The organism is Allobosea sp., assembly GCF_051860145.1.
Taxonomy (GTDB): domain Bacteria; phylum Pseudomonadota; class Alphaproteobacteria; order Rhizobiales; family Beijerinckiaceae; genus Allobosea.
In genome coordinates this window covers 29384-42886 of record NZ_JBHYEM010000006.1, presented here as the reverse complement: position 1 = coordinate 42886, position 13503 = coordinate 29384, and the positions used below count along the sequence as shown (strand labels likewise).

Annotated in this window: 13 protein-coding genes and 1 pseudogene; 4 read left to right on the top strand and 10 right to left on the bottom strand. The window is 66.6% G+C overall.

Annotated elements, in window-relative coordinates:
• Positions 1-106 precede the first annotated feature (106 nt).
• The 5 genes from ACTIF2_RS12105 to ACTIF2_RS12085 all read right to left on the bottom strand — a co-directional run bounded on the left by ACTIF2_RS12105 (position 107) and on the right by ACTIF2_RS12085 (position 4416).
• On the bottom strand, positions 107-445 hold the full coding sequence (locus tag ACTIF2_RS12105; protein WP_439497326.1) for a hypothetical protein: 339 nt from the start codon (positions 443-445) through the stop codon (positions 107-109).
• A gap of 90 nt (positions 446-535) precedes the next feature.
• The gene (locus tag ACTIF2_RS12100) at positions 536-1144 is read right to left on the bottom strand and encodes an ABC-type transport auxiliary lipoprotein family protein (RefSeq protein ID WP_439497325.1); all 609 of its coding nucleotides are present in this window, start codon (positions 1142-1144) and stop codon (positions 536-538) included.
• Position 1145: 1 nt separating this feature from the next.
• A complete protein-coding gene (locus tag ACTIF2_RS12095) occupies positions 1146-2279 on the bottom strand; it encodes an MlaD family protein (RefSeq protein ID WP_439497324.1) in 1134 nt (377 codons plus the stop codon).
• Positions 2280-2399: 120 nt separating this feature from the next.
• A complete protein-coding gene (locus ACTIF2_RS12090; RefSeq protein ID WP_439497593.1) occupies positions 2400-3116 on the bottom strand; it encodes an ABC transporter ATP-binding protein in 717 nt (238 codons plus the stop codon).
• 154 nt (positions 3117-3270) lie between these two features.
• Positions 3271-4416 (bottom strand): MlaE family lipid ABC transporter permease subunit, encoded by a 1146-nt coding sequence (locus ACTIF2_RS12085; protein WP_439497323.1) that lies wholly within the window; start codon positions 4414-4416, stop codon positions 3271-3273.
• A 276-nt stretch (positions 4417-4692) separates the two neighbouring features.
• Here ACTIF2_RS12085 and ACTIF2_RS12080 point away from each other — a divergent pair, with 276 nt between their 5' ends.
• Positions 4693-5571, top strand: coding sequence for a hypothetical protein (locus ACTIF2_RS12080; RefSeq protein ID WP_439497322.1), 879 nt, complete (start codon positions 4693-4695; stop codon positions 5569-5571).
• Here ACTIF2_RS12080 and ACTIF2_RS12075 read toward each other — a convergent pair whose 3' ends face one another.
• The 4 genes from ACTIF2_RS12075 to ACTIF2_RS12060 form a co-directional block, all read right to left on the bottom strand.
• A complete protein-coding gene (locus tag ACTIF2_RS12075) occupies positions 5572-6942 on the bottom strand; it encodes an FAD-binding oxidoreductase (protein WP_439497321.1) in 1371 nt (456 codons plus the stop codon).
• Positions 6943-7046: 104 nt separating this feature from the next.
• Complete coding sequence (locus ACTIF2_RS12070; RefSeq protein WP_439497320.1) at positions 7047-7937, bottom strand: ABC transporter permease; 891 nt, start codon at positions 7935-7937, stop codon at positions 7047-7049.
• Positions 7934-8746, bottom strand: coding sequence for an ABC transporter ATP-binding protein (locus ACTIF2_RS12065; protein WP_439497319.1), 813 nt, complete (start codon positions 8744-8746; stop codon positions 7934-7936). Before ACTIF2_RS12065 ends, ACTIF2_RS12070 begins: the two co-directional genes overlap by 4 nt.
• Positions 8747-8852: 106 nt before the next feature.
• A complete protein-coding gene (locus tag ACTIF2_RS12060; RefSeq protein ID WP_439497318.1) occupies positions 8853-9863 on the bottom strand; it encodes an ABC transporter substrate-binding protein in 1011 nt (336 codons plus the stop codon).
• Between the two features lie 277 nt (positions 9864-10140).
• On the opposite strand from ACTIF2_RS12060, the gene ACTIF2_RS12055 reads away from it, so the two are divergent.
• From ACTIF2_RS12055 to ACTIF2_RS12045, 3 genes are read left to right on the top strand one after another with little or no spacing between them, the layout of a single operon-like run.
• Positions 10141-11532 (top strand): FAD-binding oxidoreductase, encoded by a 1392-nt coding sequence (locus tag ACTIF2_RS12055; RefSeq protein ID WP_439497317.1) that lies wholly within the window; start codon positions 10141-10143, stop codon positions 11530-11532.
• 31 nt (positions 11533-11563) lie between these two features.
• On the top strand, positions 11564-12247 hold the full coding sequence (locus ACTIF2_RS12050) for an NAD-dependent epimerase/dehydratase family protein (protein ID WP_439497316.1): 684 nt from the start codon (positions 11564-11566) through the stop codon (positions 12245-12247).
• 4 nt (positions 12248-12251) lie between these two features.
• Positions 12252-13049 (top strand): creatininase family protein, encoded by a 798-nt coding sequence (locus ACTIF2_RS12045; protein WP_439497315.1) that lies wholly within the window; start codon positions 12252-12254, stop codon positions 13047-13049.
• 122 nt (positions 13050-13171) lie between these two features.
• Here ACTIF2_RS12045 and ACTIF2_RS12040 read toward each other — a convergent pair.
• A pseudogene (locus ACTIF2_RS12040) lies at positions 13172-13503 on the bottom strand (MerR family DNA-binding protein); the annotation flags it as partial.

Sequence of the window (13503 nt, the reverse complement as noted above, 5' to 3'; positions counted from 1 at the left end):
GATCACCCCAATGAAGAAAAAGGCCGCCCGGAAGGGCGGCCTTTTTCGTTGGGGCGGGCAATCAGGCGGACCTGCGACGCCCTCTCCGCCATGCGCGAAGAGCGCTTCAAAGCAGGAAATGGAAGCCGAAGCCGAGGATGATGAACCCGGCCGCGATGACCTGGGCGACGAAAAGCGGGCGCAAGCGCGCCGCGTAGTCGGCATGCATCCCGGCTCTCTCGGCGCGCGACATGCGGTCCCTAGCCTTGAACTGCTGGGCAAGGACATCCGGCTCGGAGCTTGCCCCGTCACGCTCCAGATCCATCCGCACCGTGACGAAAGCGATCACCAGCCCCAGGACCCCGAGGCCGAAGAATCCGACCAGGCGCAAGGCGCCGTAGCCCACGCCGATCAGGATCGCGGCGAGCAGCGGAAAGGCCAGATAATCCCACTTGGTGAAGCGCATGAGCCATTATGCAGGGTGCCGGACCATCGTCCAGCAGCCCGGCTCAAAACGCCTGCCCGCCTCACCGCAGGCGGCGTCGCGCGATGGATGTCAGCCGTGCCCGGTCCAGCGCACGATCTGGATCAGCACCTGCGACAGGGCCTTGTCGAGCGCCTGCGCCGCCGCGCCGCCATCGACCGCACCAGCCGGTACGCGCGCCGAGAAGAGGCGGGCGCGCTGGATGCGGCCGGTCTTGTCGCCGACGAGCTTAGCCGTGATCTCGACCACGGCGCTGCCGGAGGCCACATCGATGTTGAAGCTGCGGATATCGGTGTTGAGCTGCAGGTCGGGCACGATCCGCTCGCCCGGGCGCGAGACCGACGCGAGCCGCCCACCGTTCTCGAAGGTCTGGACGAGGCGCGTCTGGACCAGCTTGGGCACGCGATCGGCCCATTGCGCCCCGCCGAGGAATGACAGGGCACCCGCCGAATCCTTGACGATCACGCGGTCGGAATCGAGCGTCTGCACCGTCGTCGGCTCGGCCACCACCATCGGCGGGCCGCCGCCCGTGCGGCCGAAATCGCGCGGCGCCGAGAGGTCATAGGTCGTCGGCGTCGGGCCGCCCCCGCAAGCGGCGAGCGGCAGGCAAACAGCCAGCAACAGGGCTGTGACGCCAGGTTTGGGCCGACGCAGACGCGCGGCGAGGAAAGGCAGCGTCATGTCAGCGCGATCCGCCATATTGAGGAAGCGGCGGCTTGCCGCCGAAGATGAATTGCTGCGGATTGCGCTCCAGGCTGCGCAGGGTCCGGTTCAGGTCGGTCAGGGTCCTGCGGCCATCCGTTGCCAGCGCCTCGATATCCCTCAGCCCCGGGCCGGTGAAGCGGTTGATGCCGGTCGTGATCTCGGCGGTGCGCTTGTCGAGATTGTCGGCGAGGACGCGAATCGATTTCGCCGCATTGCCGACCTCGACGAGAGCGCCCTGCCCGTCCTCGGAGTTCAGGAAGGATTGCGCGGCCTTCAGCACGCCCTCGACCTGGTCGGCCGCCTTGTTCAGCTTCTCGGTGATCGAGGCGATGTCCTTCACCGCCTTGCCGACATCGCCGCTGGAGCCGCCGAGCGCCGCGGTGAACTTGTCGACGTTGTCGACGATATTGGCGACCTTCTTCTGATCGACCGATTTGACGACCTCGGTCAGTTCCTCGCTCAGGGTGCCGAGCTTCTGGGACAGGGGCGCGACCGTCTCGGCGATCTGGCCGAAGCTCGCCATCAACTTGTCGACCCCGTCCGAGTTGTTACCGAGCGCGGCGGAGAATTTTTCGATGTTCCTGACGGTATTGCTGATCGGCTCGGCATTCTCCTTGACCAGGCCCTCGACGCTGCCGAGCACGTCTTCGGCGCGCTTGGCGATGGTCCGGACAGTCTCGAGAATGTCCTGGAACTCCGAGCGCTCGGCGATGATCGTCGGCATCGACTGGCCGGGCTGGGCGGTCAGGACCGGCGAAGCCGGATCGCCGCCGAGAAGCTGCACCGCGACCACGCCGGCAAGGCCCTGCGCCTCGATGCGGGCCCTAGTATCGACCCGCAGCGGCGTCGTGTTGTCGACCTGGATGACGGCGTAGATCCGGCGCGGGTCGTCCGGCTGCAATTCGATCCGCGTGACCTCGCCGACCCGCAAACCGTTGAACAGTACGCTCGAGCCGCGCCCGAGCCCCGTGACCGTGCCACTGAAGACGACGCGCACGTCCTGCCGGCGGCCGGCGAGGCCGCTGTTGAACCAGTACACGAAGCCGAACATCGCCGCGAGGACCGCAAGCGTGAACAGGCCGACCAGTGCATAGTTGGCGCGCGATTCCATTGTCTTGACGTTAAACCAAGATTCCGGCGGGGGCGAAGCAGCTTTCAGGCAACATCAACGCTCCAAACTCGCCATGTGACGCTTGGTTTCGCCGATTGGGCGGAACGGACCGGACGGGTTTCAATGGCCTGTCCCGTCGGCAGGCAGGCGGGCGCGGGCGCGCTCGCCGCCGAAATAGGCTTTCAACCAGGGATGGTCGGAGGCCAGCATCGTCGCAAGCGTGCCGACCGCTATGACCCGTTTATCCGCCAGGGCGGCTATTCTGTCACAGGCGAAATATAGGCTGTCCAGGTCATGGGTCACCATGAAGACGGTGAGGCCCAGAGTCTGCTTCAGGGTCATGATCAGCTCGTCGAACTCGGCGGCGCCGATCGGATCGAGCCCCGAGGTCGGCTCGTCGAGGAAGACGATCTCGGGGTCGAGCGCGAGCGCGCGCGCCAGCGCCGCCCGCTTGATCATGCCGCCGGACAATTCGGAGGGCGCCTTGTTCGCCGCATCCGGCTTCAGGCCAACCATTTCGAGCTTCAGCATCGCCATTTCGTCGAGCAGCTTCGGCGAGAGCTTGAGATATTCCCGCATCGGCACCTGGATGTTCTGCTTGACGCTGAGCGCCGAGAACAGCGCGCCGTGCTGGAACATCACGCCGAAGCGGCGCTCGAGCTTGCGCCTGTCGGCGCCGGTCAGGTCGTCGACATTCTCGCCGAGCACTTCGATCGTGCCGCGACGCTTGCGCACCAGGCCGAGGATCGTGCGGGTCAGGACCGATTTGCCCGTTCCCGATCCGCCGACGAAACCGAGGATCTCGCCGCGCATCACATCGAGATCGAGGCCGTCCATGATCACCTTGTCACCGAAAGCGACCTTGAGATCGCGCACGCGGATCACGGCCTCCGGCTCGGCCTGCTCTCGCTCAGGCCGGCCCGCGCCGCCATCCGGCTGCGGATGCTTCGGCCCCTCGGCCCGGTCTGCGCTCATGCTCAGCTTACCGCCCTCAGAACTGGATGGATGCAAAGAACATGGCGAATAGCCCGTCCACCACGATCACCATGAAGATCGCCTTCACTACCGACGCGGTGACCTGACGGCCCAGCGATTCGGCCGAGCCCTTGACCGCGAGCCCCTCGATCGAGGCGATCAGGCCGATGACGAAGGCCATGAACGGCGCCTTGATCAGGCCCACCGCGAAATGCTGCCAGGTGATCACCGATTGCAGGCGCGCCAGAAAGGTGTCGACCCCGATGCCGCCATAGAGCCAGGTCACCAGGGCCGCGCCGGTCAGGCCCGACATCGAGGAGATGAAGGTCAGGATCGGCAGGGAAATGATCAGCGCCAGGATGCGCGGCACGACCAGGACCTCGATCGGGTCCAGCCCCATCACCCGGAGCGCATCGATTTCCTCGCGCATCTTCATCGAGCCGATCTCGGCGGTGAAGGCCGAGCCGGAGCGGCCGGCGATCATGATCGAGGTCAGCAGGACCGAGAGCTCGCGCAGGATCAGGATGCCGGTCAGGTTGACGACGAAGGGCGTGGCGCCGAACTGCTGCAGCTGGAAAATGCCCTGCTGGGCGACGATGCAGCCGACCAGGAACGAGATCAGCATGATGATCGGCGCGCCATTGAAGGCGATGAGCTCGATCTGGTTGACCAGCGAAGGCCCGCGGAACTTGCGCGGCCCGAGCACGACGCCGGCGGAGCCGACGATCACTTCGCCGAGGAACATCGCGCCGCCGACCATGTCGCGTCCGAAACGCACGACCGCGCGCCCGATATTGACCAGGACGCTGACGATGCCGAAATGCTGGACCGGAGGCGCCACCTCGGTGTCGTGTATGTTGACCTCGGCGAGGAGCACGGCATGCTCCGGCTGCCGGCTGACGATCTCGACGGCCGCCCCCTCCTCCTCGCGCTCGGTCTTGAGGCGGTTGAGGACATAGGCGCCGAGCGTGTCGAGCCGCGCGACGGCCGAGAGGTCGAGCGTGGCGCGCGAGGCCTGCTTGATCCGCTCGCCGATCTCCTCGATCAGCGCCTCGATGCGCGGCGCGCATTCGGCGCTCCACGAGCCGGCAAGCGCGATCGCGAGCACGCCTGCATCGTCGCGAAAGACAGCCTGGGGCTCGGCGGTGTCGAGGCTCGCCATGGTCTCCCTGATGTCCCCCGAGCAGCCCTGGTCAGGTCAGCGACCAGCCCCGGCGCGACAGCGTCCGGCCAAGTTTACCCCCGAACCTGTATCGCCGCACGGCGTGCGCTTGGCAAGCATCGCGGGCCCGGCACGGCCGCCGGCTGCCCGAGCGGCGACGACGCAGGTCCAGGCGGCGTCAGCAGCAATTCCTTAAGCAATATCACGGCACGATTCCCGATGGAGCATCACGACCGGCGAAAGTGACTTCGACCGGTCCCCAAGAGCAGGTTCGCCATGAGCGACGCACGTTCGCTGACCCCCCTGAGCGAGGGCGACTACGAGGCCATCGCCGCGGCCGTCATGGAAACGGCGCGCGGGCGCTGGTTCATGGCCGAGCACGCCAAGCGCAACCGGCAGGCCGACACGACGAAGGTGCTCGCCGCCATCACCAAGCTGCAGCGTGCCATTGGGCAGCCGGCGTCGCAGCCGGCGAGCGGCCCCGACCTGCGCGAGGCGATTGCCCTCATCGCCGATCTGCGGACGGATCTGGAGCGGATCAGCGGCAAGGCGAGCGAACCCTCATCGCATCTTGCCGCCCGGATCGAAAATGCCGCCGGCGGCATTCTGAGCGCGACGGAAAGCATCCAGGAAGCCGCCTGGAGTCTGCGCGAGAGCGGGGCCGGCGACGAATTGTGCGACCTGCTCGATCGCCGCTCGACCGAGATCTATGCCGCGACCGCGGTGGTCGAGGGCACCGCGCACCAGATCAGCAAGATCGCCGACACCATTGCGATGCTGGACAGCAGCTTGCGCGCCTTCACCGGGACGGCACGCGAGACGGCCGGCGCCCCTGCGCCGCGGGCGTCGAGCAAGGCGTTCAACCTGCCCGAGGCGGCCCCGCTGTCGAACTATGACGATATCGAGATCGTCGAGATCGACGACAAGCCGCACTCGACCCTGGACACGTCCTCTCGTGTCCGAGGCAGGCCGTCCAGCCAGCGGCGGCTGGGCACGGTTCAGATCATCGAGGAGGACCTGGTCTTCGCCGAAGCCGGCGAGAGCAGTTCCAAGCCGTCCGTGCAGAGCCACCCTGCCCCCCCGGCGACCTCGGAAGTGGAGCTGCGGGCGATCGATGCCCTGCCGGCAAGCGAGAAGCTCGCCTATTTCGCCTGATCAGCGCGGGTTCGGCGAGAAGCTCGCCATCTTGCCGGGGTTCATCAGGCCATGGGGATCGACCTCGTGCTTGAAGCCGAGTTGGTCGGCGTCGGCCCGCTTGTGCCGGCTGCCGGCCTCGAGCGAGACGACATGCGGGTTCGCGATCATCACGCCCGCCTCCTCGTGCAGAGCGATGATCTCGTTCAGCCGCTCCGGCGTCGTGTAGCGCAGGATCGGCAGGGCGCTCGCGGTGACGCGGCCGCCGAAGCGGATGAACTCGTGATGCGCCAAAACCTCGCCGGGAAAGCGCGCGATCATCTCGCGGGCACTTTCGACCAGCCGGTCATGGGGGAATAGGCATTGCAGATAGGTGATCGAGCGGTCGCTCTTCAGCCATTGCAGGGTCGTGTGGTTCCAGGTGTATTCGTAGAGCGGCACGGTGCCCGGCCCCTCCTCGGACGGCGCCTCGTAGGTCACCTGCCCACGCGACCCGATGATCGCCTTGAAGGGTCCGAGCGAGGCTTCCGCGATCATGCAGATCAGGATGCATTTGCCTTGCGGGCAATGCTGCTTCAGCGCGCCGAAATAGGACGGGATCGGCCATGAGACCGGCGTCACCAGCTTCTTGACGATGCCGTCCGCCAGCGCGACCTCGTAGCCGGCCTGGAAGGCGTCCATGTAGTCGTCGAAGGCGACGATGACGTCGATCCAGGGCCAGGCCGGCGCCAGCGGCATCTCGAGCGCCGTGATGATGCCGGTCGTGCCATAGGCGCGGTTGACCTTCTGGGCGGCATCGTCGCGCAGTTCGAGGATACGCGGCTCTTCTTCCACCGTGACGACGCGGGCCGCCAGGATGTTGCCGGGCTCGCGCAGGCCGCCATAGGTGACCGAGCCGACGGCGACGAAGCCGCCGACCGTGGCCGAGCGCTTGGTCGAGGGATGCATGCGCAGCTCGTAGCCCGAAGGCCGCGTCGCCATGTCGATATCGAGGAGCCTGGCGCCGGCCTGGACCCGGATCGCACCCGGCTTCTGCCATTCGATCGCGGTCAGCGCGGTGATGTCGAGGAGCACGCCGCCTTCGAGGGGCACGGCCTGGCCGTAATTCCCGGTCCCGGCCGCGCGCACGGTGAGCGGGATGCGCCGCCTGGCGCAGGCGGCAGCGACCCGCACGATTTCAGCCTCGTCGCGCGGGCTGACGATGATGTCGGCCGATTTGTTGGCGAGCTCGGCGTTGAGAATCGGCGAGTACCAGAAGAAGTCGCGCGAGCGCTTGCGCACCACCTGCGCCTCGTCGATCACCGGGATGCCGACGATCTCGGCCTTGAAGCCCGCAATGTCGTAGCGCGAGGGCTGGGCGGCTTTCGTCATACGGTCCGGAGCAGCGCTCATGATGGTTTCTCCGACTAACCCGTCATTCTCGGGCTTGACCCGAGAATCTCATGAAGGAAGGGCTTGTTTCCGTCATGCTCGGGTCAAGCCCGAGCATGACGCTTTCAATTCTCCCGCTTCAGCGCGCTCTCATGCCAGCGCCGCAGCAGCAGATGCGAGATCCAGCTCGTCGCCAGGAAGATCGCGATACCCGACAGGGAGATCATGATCAGCGCCGCGAAGACGCGCGGAATCTTGAGCTGGTAGCCGGCCTCGAGGATGCGGTAGGCGAGGCCCGACTCGCTGCCGCCGGTGCCGGCGACGAACTCGGCCACGACCGCGCCGATCAGCGCCAGGCCGCCCGAAATCTTCAAGCCCGCCAGGAAATAGGGCAGCGCCGCCGGCAGCTTGAGATAGCGCATCGTCTGCCAGCGCGTCGCGCCGTAGAGCTGGAAGAAATTGATCAGGTTGTGGTCGGCCGAGTTCAGCCCGAGGATCGTGTTCGAGAGGATCGGGAAAAAGGCGACGATCCAGGCGCAGATCAGGAGCGAGAGATTGATGTCGCCGGCCCAGATGATGATCAGCGGCGCGATCGCAACGATCGGCGTGACCTGCAGCACCACTGCATAGGGCAATAGCGACATCTCCAGCCATTTCGACTGGGTGAAGAGCACCGCCAGGGTCACGCCGACGACGACCGCGGCGAACAGCGCCATGAAGGTGATGCGCAAGGTGATCCAGAGCGAACCGGACAAGGTCCCCCAGTCGGCGACCAACGTCTGGCCGATCAGGAGGGGGCCGGGCAGGATATAGGGCGGGATCGCATACCAGCGGACCAGCCCTTCCCAGAGCGCCAGTGCAAACAGGCCGACGGCAATCGGCGCCAGGATGCGCGGCCAGGCGCTCGACGGCAGGCCGAGGATGCGCGGCTCGGTCGCAAAGACCGGCCGCGCCTCGGCATCGGTGCCGTCATGCGGCACCTGTGGCAGCGTGGTGTCCAGGGATGGCGCGCTCATGAGCCGATCGCCTCCTTGAGCTTGCCGGAGACGACGCGGCAGAGATGGGCGTAATCCGAGGAGGTGCGGAACAGCTCGTCCCGTGGATAGGGCGCGTCGACATCGAGATCGGCCATGACGCGCCCGGGCCGGGCCGCCATGACGACGATGCGCTTCGAGAGATAGACCGACTCGAAGACCGAATGGGTGACGAAGACGGCGGTGAATTTCGTCTTCCACCAGAGCTCGAGCAAATCGTCGTTCAGGCGGTGGCGGGTGATCTCGTCCAGCGCCGCGAAGGGCTCGTCCATCAGCAGGATCTTCGGCCGCATCACCAGCGCGCGGGCGATCGAGACCCGCATCTTCATGCCGCCCGAAAGCTCGCGCGGATAGGATGTCTCGAAGCCCTTCAGCCCGACCAGCGCCAGCATCTCGGCGGCGCGTTCCTCGGCTTCGCGCTTCGGCACATGCTTGAGGATCAGCGGCATCATGACGTTGGCCAGCGCATTGGCCCAGGGCATCAGCGTCGGATCCTGGAAGACGAAGCCGAGATCGCGCTCCGGCTTGCCGGAGGCGTCATGGCTCGTCGTCGGCCAGTCGATCGTGCCCGTCGAGGGCGCGCCGAGGCCCGCGATCATGCGCAGCAGGGTCGACTTGCCGCAGCCCGAAGGGCCGAGCAGGCTGATGAACTCGCCCGTGCCCAGGTCGAGATTGACGTCGCGGACGGCGAGCGTGCCGTTGGCGAACTGCTTCGAAACATGCCGGATCGAAACCAGCGGCCTGGCGCCGCTGCCTTCGACATGGGGTCTGCTCAGATAGGCTGTGTCCAAAGCCTGATGATCCGTTCTGAAACGCCGTCATTCTCGGGCGGAGCGCAGCGCAGACCCGAGAATCTCCGGCAAGAGATGCTCGGGACAGGCCCGAGCATGACGAGCTTTACGCCTTGCCGACGCCCTTGTTGATGAATTCGAGGCTATAGGCCTTCTTGATGTCGATGCCAGCCGGGAAAACGCCGGCCTCCGTCATCTGCTTGTAGAATTCGGCCCAGCGCGCATCGGTCATCGCGCCGATGCCGAGCGTCAGCGCATCGCCCGAGAGCACGATGCCGTGCTCGTTCATGACCTTGACGGCATAGGCGATCTTCTCGGCATCCATGTCGGGATTGTCCTTGAGGATCAGCTTGTTGGCGGCCTCGACACTGGGCCCGCCCTTCATGTATTCGGCCCAGCCCTCAAGGGTCGCGGTGACGAAGCGCTGCACCACGTCCTTCTTCTCGTCGACCATCTTCTTCGAGATGTTGATCGTGGTGTTGTAATTGGCGAAGCCGGCATCGGCGAGGAGATGCACCACCGGGTTGACGCCCGCCTTCTGGATCGCGAAGGGCTCCGACGACAGGAAGCCCTGCTGCGAGATCGTCTTGTCGGCCAGGAACGGCGCCATGTTGAAGGTGTAGGGCCTGACCTGCTCGTCGACGAAGCCGAACTTCGCCTTCAGGAAGGGCCAGAAGCTGGTGCGCCCGCCGGCGCCGACCAGGATCGGCTTGCCCTTGAGCGCGGCGAGCGTGTCGTTGCCCTGGCCGGGATGCGAGATCAGGACCTGCGGGTCCTTCTGGAAGATCGAGGCGATGCAGATGAAGGGCAGGCCCTCCTGCGCATAGCGGATCGCCTCGAAGGAATTCGACATGATCATGTCGACGCGCCCGCCGAGCAGGAGCTGGGACGGGTTCTGCTGCGGGCCGCCCATGCGGATATCGGCGTCGATGCCGTATTTCTTGTAGATGCCGTTGGCGAGCGCGAGATAGAAGCCGCCATGCTCGCCCTGGGCGCGCCAGTTGGTCTGGTAGCTGACCTTATCGAGCGTCTGCGCGTTGACCCTGGCACCAGGCATTGGGATCAGGGCCGAGGCGGCGGAGCCACCGATCAGGCCGAGCGCGGCGCGGCGGCTCACGCGGTATTTCATCGTCATCGTAATCGAACCTCCGCGAGATTTCGGCGCGCCACCCGGGCACTGGCTTCGACCGCGGGTGAGCAACTTATATGCCATGCGCGACGGCCCGCTGGAAATGCGCCAAAGCGCGCTTACGCACAGAGATTGGGCAAATGCCTCAATCCACAGCAGAGGTTGCGCTCGCAGCCCTGCCACGGCATGCAGGGGAAACGCTTCCGCCGCCGGCCCGCCGGGCTAAGGTGGAGGCCTGCCCTCTGCCGCCGCATCTGGTGACGCCATGACCCGCCCTGCCCTCGCCGCGCTGCGCGCCGAACTCGCCGACCTGACGATCTATGACGATGCGCCCTCGCTGCGCATGCATAGCCGCGACTTCTTCTGGTTCTCGCCGGTCCTCAAGCCCGATCTCGACGGCAAGCAAGCGGAGCTCGTCATCCTGCCGAAGAACAAGGACGAGGTCCGGCGCGTCGCCGCCGCCTGCGCGCGCCACCAGATCCCCCTGACGGTTCGCGGCGGCGGCACCGGCAATTACGGCCAGGCCGTGCCTCTCGAGGGCGGCGTGCTCCTGAACCTGACCCGCCTCAACCGCGTCGTCGCGACCACGCTCGGCGCGGGCCGGTTCGAGGCCGGCGCGAACATGCTCGACATCGACAAGGCGCTGGCGCCGCTCGGCCAGGAACTGCGCATGCATCCCTCGACCCGGGCGCAGGCGACGCTCGGCGGCTTCGTCGCCGGCGGGGCGGCCGGCGCGGGCTCCTGCACCTGGGGCCAGATCGACAATCTCGGCGCCGTGATCGCCGTCGAGGTGATGACGGTCGAGCCCGAGCCGCGGCTGATCGAGCTGCGTGGCAAGGAGATCCTCAAGGTGATGCACGCCTATGGCGTCAACGGCATCATCACCGAGGTCGAGGTGCCGCTCGCGCCCGCCCATGCCTGGGCCGAGCGCATCGCGACCTTCGACACGCTGAAACAGGCCGCCGCCTTCGGCCAGGCCTTCACCGAATGCGACGGCATCGCCAAGAAGCTGGTCAGCATCCACGATCCGCGCATCGCGCCCTATTTGCGCCGGCTCGCGCCTTGGCTCGGCGAGAACAAGGCCTTCGCCATCCTGATGGTCTCGGAGCCGCAGGCCGACGAGCTCGACCGGCTGATCGCGGGGATGGATGGCACGGTCACCTACTCCCGGAACGCGGCCGAAGCGCGCGCCGCCGCTTTCGGCGAGCATCGCGAGAAGGGTGCGCCCGGCCCGCTCTACGAATACACCTGGAACCACACCACGCTTCATGCGCTCAAGGTCGATCCGACGATCACCTATCTGCAGCTGCGCTTCCCGCCCGGCCGCAATCTCGATCTGCTCGACTGGGCCGAGGCCCATTTCCGCGACGACGTGCTGTTCCATATCGAGTTCCAGCGCCGCCAGGGCCGTGTCTACCATTCCAGCCTGCCGCTGGTGCGCTTCACCACGCCCGAGCGGCTGACCGAGATCATGCGCCAGGCCGAAGAGGCCGGCATCCAGGCCTCGAACCCGCATACCTGGGTGCTGAACAATGCCGGCTGGAAGCGCACCGACGCGCCGCAGCCGGAATTCAAGCGCCTTGCCGACCCGCTCGGCCTGATGAATCCCGGCAAGCTGCTGGACTGGCAGGCCGACGCGGCGCAGGCGGCGGAATGACGGCGCGCGCCCTCTCGGAAGGCGGCCTGCTGTGCGGGCGCTGATCTTCGGCGCCACCGGCATGGTCGGGCAAAGCGTCCTGCGCGAATGCCTGCTCGATCCGGAGGTGAGCGAGGTCGTCACGATCGGGCGAAGCGCGACCGGTCAGGAGCACGCGAAGCTGCGCGAGATCGTTCATCCCGACCTTGGCGACTATTCGGCGATCGAAGGCGAGCTCTCCGGCTTCGACGCCTGCTTCTTCTGCCTCGGCATCGCCTCGGCCGGCATGAGCGAGGCCGATTACAGCCAGATCACCCATGATATTCCGCTCGCGGCCGCGCAGGTTCTCGCCCGGCTCAATCCGGCGATGACCTTCGTCCACATTTCCGCGGCCGGCGCCGACAGCAGCGAAAGCGGCCGGATCATGTGGGCGCGCGTCAAGGGCAGGACCGAGAACGCCCTGCTGCGCATGCCGTTCAAGGGCGTCTATATCATCCGCCCCGCCGTGATCCGGCCGACGCATGGCGTCAGGTCACGGACGCGGCTCTATCGTATCCTCTACGATGTCATCACGCCCGTGCTGCCCGTGTTCGAGCGTCTGCTGCCGCGCTATTTCACGTCGAGCGAGACACTCGCCAGGGCGATGCTGACGGTGGCCCGCCAGGGCGCACCGAAGCGCGTTCTCGAAAGCGACGACATCAACCGCCTGTCACGACCGACCGATACAAGGACCTGAGACAATGACCGCGCGCTTCTGGGGCGACCTGAAGACCACCGATTTCCAGGGGCTTTCGCCCGACACGACCGTCGCGGTGCTGCCGCTGGCGGCAATCGAGCAGCATGGCCCGCATCTGCCGGTCTCGGTCGACACCACGATCATGAACGCGATGCTGGCAGAGGCGATGCCGCTGGTCCCTGCCGGGCTCGACGTGCTGGTGCTGCCAACGCTCGCCATCTGCAAGTCGAACGAGCATCTGCACTCGCCCGGCACGCTCACCCTGTCCTGGGAGAGCGCGACGCAGAGCTGGATCGATATCGGCGAGAGCGTGCTGCGCGCCGGGCTGCGCAAGCTGGTGATCGTGACCTCGCATGGCGGCAATATCGACCCGATGAAGGTCGTTTCGCGCGAATTGCGCGTGCGCCACGGCATGCTGGCCGTAACGACCGCCTGGCGCGCCTTCGGCCTGCCGCAGGGCCTTTATGCCGATCTCGACGCCAATCACGGCATCCATGCTGGCGACATCGAGACCTCGCTGATGCTGCATTTCCGGCCGGACCTCGTCGACATGAGCAAGGCCGGGCGATTCGAGCCGTCGACCATCAAGATGCAGGGCGAATACGCCTGGCTGCGCCCGACCGGCCTGCATGCCCATGCCTGGATGGCGCAGGACGTGAACCCCTCCGGCGCGGCAGGCGATGCCAGCCTCGCCACCGCCGAGAAGGGCAAGGCGACGGCGGCTTTCCAGGCCAAGGGCTTCGCCGAGCTGCTGGCCGATGTCGCCAAGTTCCCGCTGGCGGAGCTGCACCAGGCGAACTGAGGCGAGGCGGATAGCGTCATGCTCGGGCTCGTCCCGAGCATCTCAGGACGAAAGGGCGCCCTATCCTGAATGAGATTCTCGGGTCTGCGCTACGCTTCGCCCGAGAATGACGCGCCGCCCTCTCAATCCGGATCGAGCAGACGCGGGCCGGGCCCCTGCTCCGAGAGCCGATCCCAGGGATTGTGCAGCGGGCAGCTCTTCACCGAGAGGCAGCCGCAGCCGATGCAGTCGCTCATATGGTCGCGCAGGCGTGTCAGCCGGTCGATGCGCCGCTCGAGTTCGGCCTTCCAGACTGTCGAGAGCTTCGTCCAGTCCTCCGCCGTCGGCGTGGGGGCGGCCCGCCGCGCCCGGAATGGCACGCCAGAGGGGTTAAGCGGGATTGCGGGGGGGGGCGCCCCCCAGATTGTAGCGGCCCCCCGCCCCACCCCCCCCGGGGCGCGGCCCGGGGTGGGGG

What these genes read in the sequence shown, in the direction of transcription:
- ACTIF2_RS12105 (WP_439497326.1), bottom strand. Translation starts at nt 445, where the DNA reads ATGCGCTTCACCAAGTGGGATTATCTGGCCTTTCCGCTGCTCGCCGCG.
- ACTIF2_RS12055 (WP_439497317.1), top strand. Translation starts at nt 10,141, where the DNA reads ATGACCCGCCCTGCCCTCGCCGCGCTGCGCGCCGAACTCGCCGACCTG.
- ACTIF2_RS12070 (WP_439497320.1), bottom strand. Translation starts at nt 7,937, where the DNA reads ATGAGCGCGCCATCCCTGGACACCACGCTGCCACAGGTGCCGCATGAC.
- ACTIF2_RS12095 (WP_439497324.1), bottom strand. Translation starts at nt 2,279, where the DNA reads ATGGAATCGCGCGCCAACTATGCACTGGTCGGCCTGTTCACGCTTGCG.
- ACTIF2_RS12085 (WP_439497323.1), bottom strand. Translation starts at nt 4,416, where the DNA reads ATGGCGAGCCTCGACACCGCCGAGCCCCAGGCTGTCTTTCGCGACGAT.
- ACTIF2_RS12075 (WP_439497321.1), bottom strand. Translation starts at nt 6,942, where the DNA reads ATGAGCGCTGCTCCGGACCGTATGACGAAAGCCGCCCAGCCCTCGCGC.
- ACTIF2_RS12045 (WP_439497315.1), top strand. Translation starts at nt 12,252, where the DNA reads ATGACCGCGCGCTTCTGGGGCGACCTGAAGACCACCGATTTCCAGGGG.
- ACTIF2_RS12090 (WP_439497593.1), bottom strand. Translation starts at nt 3,116, where the DNA reads ATGGACGGCCTCGATCTCGATGTGATGCGCGGCGAGATCCTCGGTTTC.
- ACTIF2_RS12080 (WP_439497322.1), top strand. Translation starts at nt 4,693, where the DNA reads ATGAGCGACGCACGTTCGCTGACCCCCCTGAGCGAGGGCGACTACGAG.
- ACTIF2_RS12100 (WP_439497325.1), bottom strand. Translation starts at nt 1,144, where the DNA reads ATGACGCTGCCTTTCCTCGCCGCGCGTCTGCGTCGGCCCAAACCTGGC.